Consider the following 5686-nt stretch of genomic DNA (forward strand, 5'->3'; position numbering starts at 1 on the left):
GCGGAAGTATAGGTCTTCCTTGGTTTTCGGCAATGCCTACAATAATATAGCCACCGCCCCAATTGTTTATATCGTTAGCAAATGCACATATAGTATGCACAATTTCTTCGGGATTCCAGCCTTGTTTGAATTCTAGCCGTTCCCATTCAATAGCGAGTCCGTTGACTAAGTCCTTTATGTTTATTGGTAATGCCATATTTTGTTTAAACTACTAGAAGCATTTTTATTGTTAGGTTTTCAAATTTAGAATTTTAATTTTAAAAGCAGTTGGGTTATCTATCAAGACTTTCCAATTTTCACCATTCTTTCTGCAACTTCAAGAATCTCTTTTATTGAAAAATTTTCAATTTTATTCTCCGCAGGTTTTTGATCTCTTTTCCTTAATGGGTCTTTATGAATTTCTTCCAATGCAACTTTCATGTAGTGAATATATTCGCCTTTATCCTCAGAAGGATCTTTTTTGAGTTGTTCTGAAAAACCAACTATTGATTTTGCCAAAACCATTTTATATGCATAATCTTCAATTATATTTTTCTGTTTTACATATTGGTTGGCACAAAATATGGCTGCTATTATAGGCAATGGAATTAATGCAATCCTCCCAATAATGATATGTAATTCATCTGTTTTTTCAGTCAAAATCCAAATTCCTAAACCAATTGCTACAGTTACAAATACCGAAGCTCCTATAATCCATGAACCAGAAAATTGCCATTTTTTTGCATCGGCAAGTTGTGTTTGAAATGACTCACTAATTCCCTCAGCTGTTTTATAATTTAAAGCAGTTTTCGCATTTTCAATTAATTCCTTTGCTTCCTTCAGTATTTTAATCCTTTCAATATTGTAGTCATTAAGCTTCTTTTTGTTTTCTTCGGTTATTTGCTGTAACTCACCTAAACGATTGTCTCTTTCCTGAACCTTTTGTGCAAATGCACTAATTAGTTTTTCATTGTTTTTGGATTCTGACATACTTTCTTTAATTTCTTCAAGATAAGTTTCTGCTGTCGAATTTACTTTTACCAAATTTTCATTTATTGATTCCAGTTTGTCCGAATTCAATATAATTTCATTTTTAACCTCTTCTACCTCCTCAATTTTTTCTTCAAGTTCTTCAAACTTTTTAGTTATGGTTTCTAATTTTTCAGAAACGGAAGTATTTGAATTGGTAGCCTCTTCCTTGATTTCGTTAATAAAGTTTAAGGCTTCTTTGAATTCATTACTTTGTTCTAAGAGTTGTTTATTAACCTCTTGAAATAATTCCCATCTTCCGGTACTATTACGAATATTATACTTTCTTAATTTGACTTTTAAATTGTCTATAAATTGACAAAGAGTCTGTGGAGATTCAAGATAGACTAATATGTTAGCAAGGTCGTTTATTATCTCATTTCTTTCATCTAAGGTTGAAGCTTGAATGAAAATATTATGTGATTTAACAAAATAGGAAATATCAACCAGTATGGCATCAAGCCCTAAATAAATACTTTTCCCGTTGTATTCATTTTCATTGCCGTAATTTTTATTGGAAAATTGAGTCGTATTGATTGTAGCTAATTTAGCTTTTATCTTATCTTTATATTCTTTAATGCTTTTAACAGATTGTGTTTCCATATTTATGCTTTTTGTTTTTATTACACCAACTCCCCTTTAAACGCCCCCTGCAACAAACTCTGAAACAACGCCTCACTTTTTGCCAACTCCAACTGCGCTTGTTGTTTTTGGGTTTCTATCACTGAAACTCTTTCTGCGAATTGGGTTTGGAGGGTGATTGGAGGTGAAATTATTGGGATACTATTACAAATTGTTTTATTCATATAAGGAACCGTTGTACTCGAAGCCATTTTGTACATAAATCCTTTTTGAAAACTTAAACAGTGCATAAGAAATAAATTGTTCAATTGTTCAAAACATTGAAAAGCATGTAATTGTTGATTAATTATTATTTCTATTTCGTTTATACTTATTACTCCTAAATTCCCAACACACGTCATTATAACACTTCCAGCTGGTATTTTTTTTGCTTTTACATTTGAAATTTCAACTTCACTTAAACCAATATCTTTTTTTGATTTTGAGGTAATTCCTAAATGAACTAAATCATCAGTTGTAACCCAAGGTATATTTCCTGTAAAAGATTTTGGTTTATCTCTACCAGGTACTATACAACTACAATAATTTATGACTTCCATTTTCTCCCACCCCTTTTCATTCTTCACAGGATCGCCAAACATATCCAAAAACAAGCTTTGTGTTAAGGCATCGTATTTTGCTACAATAGCACGGTTGTTGGTTACAATGGCATTGGCTTGGTCTAAAATAGTGGCTATTTTTTGTTGGGTGGATAGGGGGGGTAGAGGGATTTCAATTTTTCTGATGTGACTGGGGCCAAAATTTAATTGAGCTGAACCAGTGATTAATTTTCTTAATTGACTTTTAAAATCATTGGTTTGTAAAAAATATTTTAAAAAATTAAGGTCGCCTTTTTTTTCTGGTAGCTCTTTAAATCTCATTGTGCTTGTATTTAAACACAAAGGCAAATGCTCTTTATTTATAAAAGCAATTTTGTTATGAAAATTTTCAACAACAATACCTGAACAAGCAATTAGTAAATCTCCTTCGTCAATTAAAAAATGGGAATATTTACCATAAGCCTCTTCCTCAGATATATTTATTTTAGTTGAACTTAAATCAATCTTACCATTATTTATATTTCCAACATTAATCAATTTAACTCCAGACTCTGTAAACTGCCATTTTCTTACACCAGGGCCTTCCTGATAAAAGAAAATATCAGATATGAAATGTCTATTTAATTCAACTTTCTCCATTAAGCTATCATTTTTAAATTATCATTATTTAAGTTCTTCATAAACTCATCTTGTAGTAATTCTCTCGACAGTGTGGCTAGTTTTGCGTCGGCAAGCATCACTCTTTCATAATAAGAAGAGTTGATTTGTCGTTGAAGTTCTTGTTTAGACCATTTTTCTTTTAAAGACATTCGCAAATAAAACTCTTTTTCTTGCTTAGATTGGCAACTTAAAATGATTAAATTATTTGTCCAGCTAATTTCTCTCACTAGTGGTGAGAGAATTTCATTGTGTAAGTAGGTCTCATAAAACTGCTTCATTCGCCAAAGATTTTGTGCCGAAAATCCTTTGATGTTTGGTTCTGCCGTTTTGATAAAATTGGCTAAATCTTCAACAACAGACTTTCCCCATTCGTTTGCTTTTACTTTGTTGCTTAGATATTCGCCAACTTGCCAATATAAGTTAACCAGTTCTCTGTTTACCGCCTGATATGCTTTGGCTTTAGCCGATGCTATGAGTGAGGTAATTTCTGTAAATTGTTGTTGTAGTTGCATAGTGTTGTGTTTTACGCTAATATTTTTTTTAAGTTCAAGAATTTTTTGGTTTTCTCTACTTGTAAATCGGGGATTGGTTGATTTTTATTCATATTTTAGTTTTCAATAGTTTTATAAAATTGTATTATTCACATTATTAAACTTAACACCAATGAATAGGATTTCCTGTTTCTAAGCTAGCTTGCGCTAGTTTTTTTAAGGGTTCTATTAGGTATTGATAATAATTATTAGTTTCTACTTGTCTTTTTTCTACGATATAATACACTCGCTCTGAATTTTCTCCAGGATTTGTTAGTACCATTCCTCCTCTATACTTACCAGCCGTTTTTTCATCAACTACAACAATATCACCACTAAAATTAGATTTTCTTATGCTAAAATATTTTGAGCGAAAAACTTCATAATGTACCTCTTCATTATTTTCTAAATCGGTTCTTAGCATAAAAAAACCATTGGCATCCAAGCCATACTTATAGACTTTATCAAAAAAAGCAAAAATTGTAAAATCGTCTTCATTACATATTGCTTTTATTTGATTGTTGTTTTTTTGAATTAAATAAATTTTATTTTCAACTTCGTTTTGATTCTCCAAAATTTCTAATTCTGCTAAAAGTTCTTTAGCCAAGATAGCAGGCATGCAGCCACCATTGCTTTTTGGTAGAATTTTTTTTAAAACTGGAAAGTTGTCTTTTTGGTAAATAAAACTTCTAAAGGCTGCCATTCCGCTAACATTGCTCAAATTTTCGTAGCAATATTCCATATCTTCATGCGGGCAAGCAGTAGATTTCCATTTATCAAATTCGGAATACATTTTAAAGTACAAATCTTCATTATCATCCAAAAGTTCATTAGGCAAATTAATATCTAAACCATCTTCATCAAACTGAACATATTCTTGATGTGGTGGGGGATTGGTTTTTCCTTTTTGGAAACAAGTACAATTTACAAAAGCGCTATAACTCATAATTTATTTAGATAACATTTTTTCTAAATCCAACATTTTTTTATCATTATCGGTTGGTATGTTTTTATTTTTTTTCATTGGTTGTCAATTTTAAAATACTTTCATTATATAATTCTAATTGGGCAGACGGCAACTGCCCAATTGACAATAAATTTTCATTAAAAGGAACACTGCTAAAATAGGCAGTTATGGTCTGCCCAATTTGAGGATAAGCATTATAAAATTGTCTAAAAAGTTTCAAATTTCTATATGACAAGCTGGGTTGGTTTAACTTCTCTGCTAATTTTTGCAATAAATATTTTCCGTAAGCCGCTCTATCCTCGCCCTTTTGCTCAAATTCTACAATATAAAAACCAACCAACCAATTGCGAACGGTCATTGAAATATTAACTGCTTTTACAGCTTCTTGCTGTAAAACATTGTGTGTGTATTGAATTGATTGGGCTAAAGCATCAAAATTTTTCATAGCGAAGAAGGTTATTTTTCCAACATTTTTTCTAAATCCAATAATTTTTTGGCGTTATCAGCTTGCAAGGCTTTAATGTCTTGAATTAAAGTGTTTGGTTTTTCATAAACTACTTCTTCATACACTACTTCTTTGTAACGGTTGATGCTGAGGTCGTAGTCATTAGCTACAATGTCGGCTTTTGGTATTAAGAAAGACTTAGAAGTTCTGTCTGAATAATTATGCGTAACTGTACCTTCTATAAAATCATCAAAACCAAGATTTTGCGGAATATCATTTACTAGTAATAGATTTCCTTCACTATCATGCATTTTACCCCAGTATTTACTATTTTGATATTTCCAATGTTCAATGATTTGCGGAATATTACACTTGTTTATAAATTCACTATTGATGTTATTTTTATTATCTTTTGCAAAAAATGCTTCTAAATCATCTTCATTTATTTGTGCATTTCGTTTGTCGTCAAGGCTGAATCCATCGGCTTGCATATCATAAAACCAAACGGTATCGGTGCCGCCTGAATTGGTTTTGGTAAACAATAAAATGGCAGTACTAACTCCGGCATACGGTTTAAAAACGCCACTTGGCAACGAAATTACGCCTTGTAATTGTTGGTTTTCTACTAATTCTTTTCTGATGTTTTTATGTGCTCCTGAGCTTCCAAACAACACACCATCGGGTACAATTACGGCTGCTCTTCCGCCTAATTTTAGCATGCGTAAAATTAGTGATAAGAACAGTAATTCGGTTTTTTTGGTTTTGGTAATTTGTAATAAACTGCTTTCTACCTCATCATAATCTAAAGCGCCTTTAAACGGTGGATTGGCAAGAACCAAATTAAATTTTCCATGAATGTCGTTCCCCTCTGCAAGGGCAGAACCGCCTACTAATT

General features: G+C 31.7%; 7 protein-coding genes. All 7 read right to left on the reverse strand.

Going from position 1 to position 5686, the window contains the following annotated elements:
* Window positions 1–196, reverse strand: a 196-nt coding sequence (locus ACIQ6Z_RS08845) for a helix-turn-helix domain-containing protein (RefSeq protein ID WP_396210526.1), incomplete at its 3' end; no start/stop codon positions are given.
* Between the two features lie 83 nt (window positions 197–279).
* Complete coding sequence (locus tag ACIQ6Z_RS08850) at window positions 280–1611, reverse strand: hypothetical protein (RefSeq protein ID WP_396210527.1); 1332 nt, start codon at window positions 1609–1611, stop codon at window positions 280–282.
* 20 nt (window positions 1612–1631) lie between these two features.
* Window positions 1632–2828, reverse strand: a complete 1197-nt coding sequence (locus tag ACIQ6Z_RS08855; protein WP_396210528.1) for a restriction endonuclease subunit S — start codon at window positions 2826–2828, stop codon at window positions 1632–1634.
* Window positions 2828–3361 (reverse strand): DUF1016 N-terminal domain-containing protein, encoded by a 534-nt coding sequence (locus ACIQ6Z_RS08860; protein ID WP_396210529.1) that lies wholly within the window; start codon window positions 3359–3361, stop codon window positions 2828–2830. The genes ACIQ6Z_RS08855 and ACIQ6Z_RS08860 overlap by 1 nt, the downstream gene beginning before the upstream one ends.
* Before the next feature lie 142 nt (window positions 3362–3503).
* A complete protein-coding gene (locus ACIQ6Z_RS08865; protein WP_396210530.1) occupies window positions 3504–4325 on the reverse strand; it encodes a hypothetical protein in 822 nt (273 codons plus the stop codon).
* 64 nt (window positions 4326–4389) lie between these two features.
* Window positions 4390–4791 carry a DUF1016 N-terminal domain-containing protein gene (locus ACIQ6Z_RS08870; protein WP_396210531.1) on the reverse strand — a complete coding sequence of 134 codons (402 nt, stop codon included), beginning with the start codon at window positions 4789–4791 and terminating at the stop codon, window positions 4390–4392.
* A gap of 11 nt (window positions 4792–4802) precedes the next feature.
* The coding region (locus ACIQ6Z_RS08875) for a class I SAM-dependent DNA methyltransferase (protein ID WP_396210532.1) at window positions 4803–5686 on the reverse strand (884 nt) is incomplete at its 5' end.

The organism is Flavobacterium sp. (genome assembly GCF_044376915.1).
Classification (GTDB): domain Bacteria; phylum Bacteroidota; class Bacteroidia; order Flavobacteriales; family Flavobacteriaceae; genus Flavobacterium.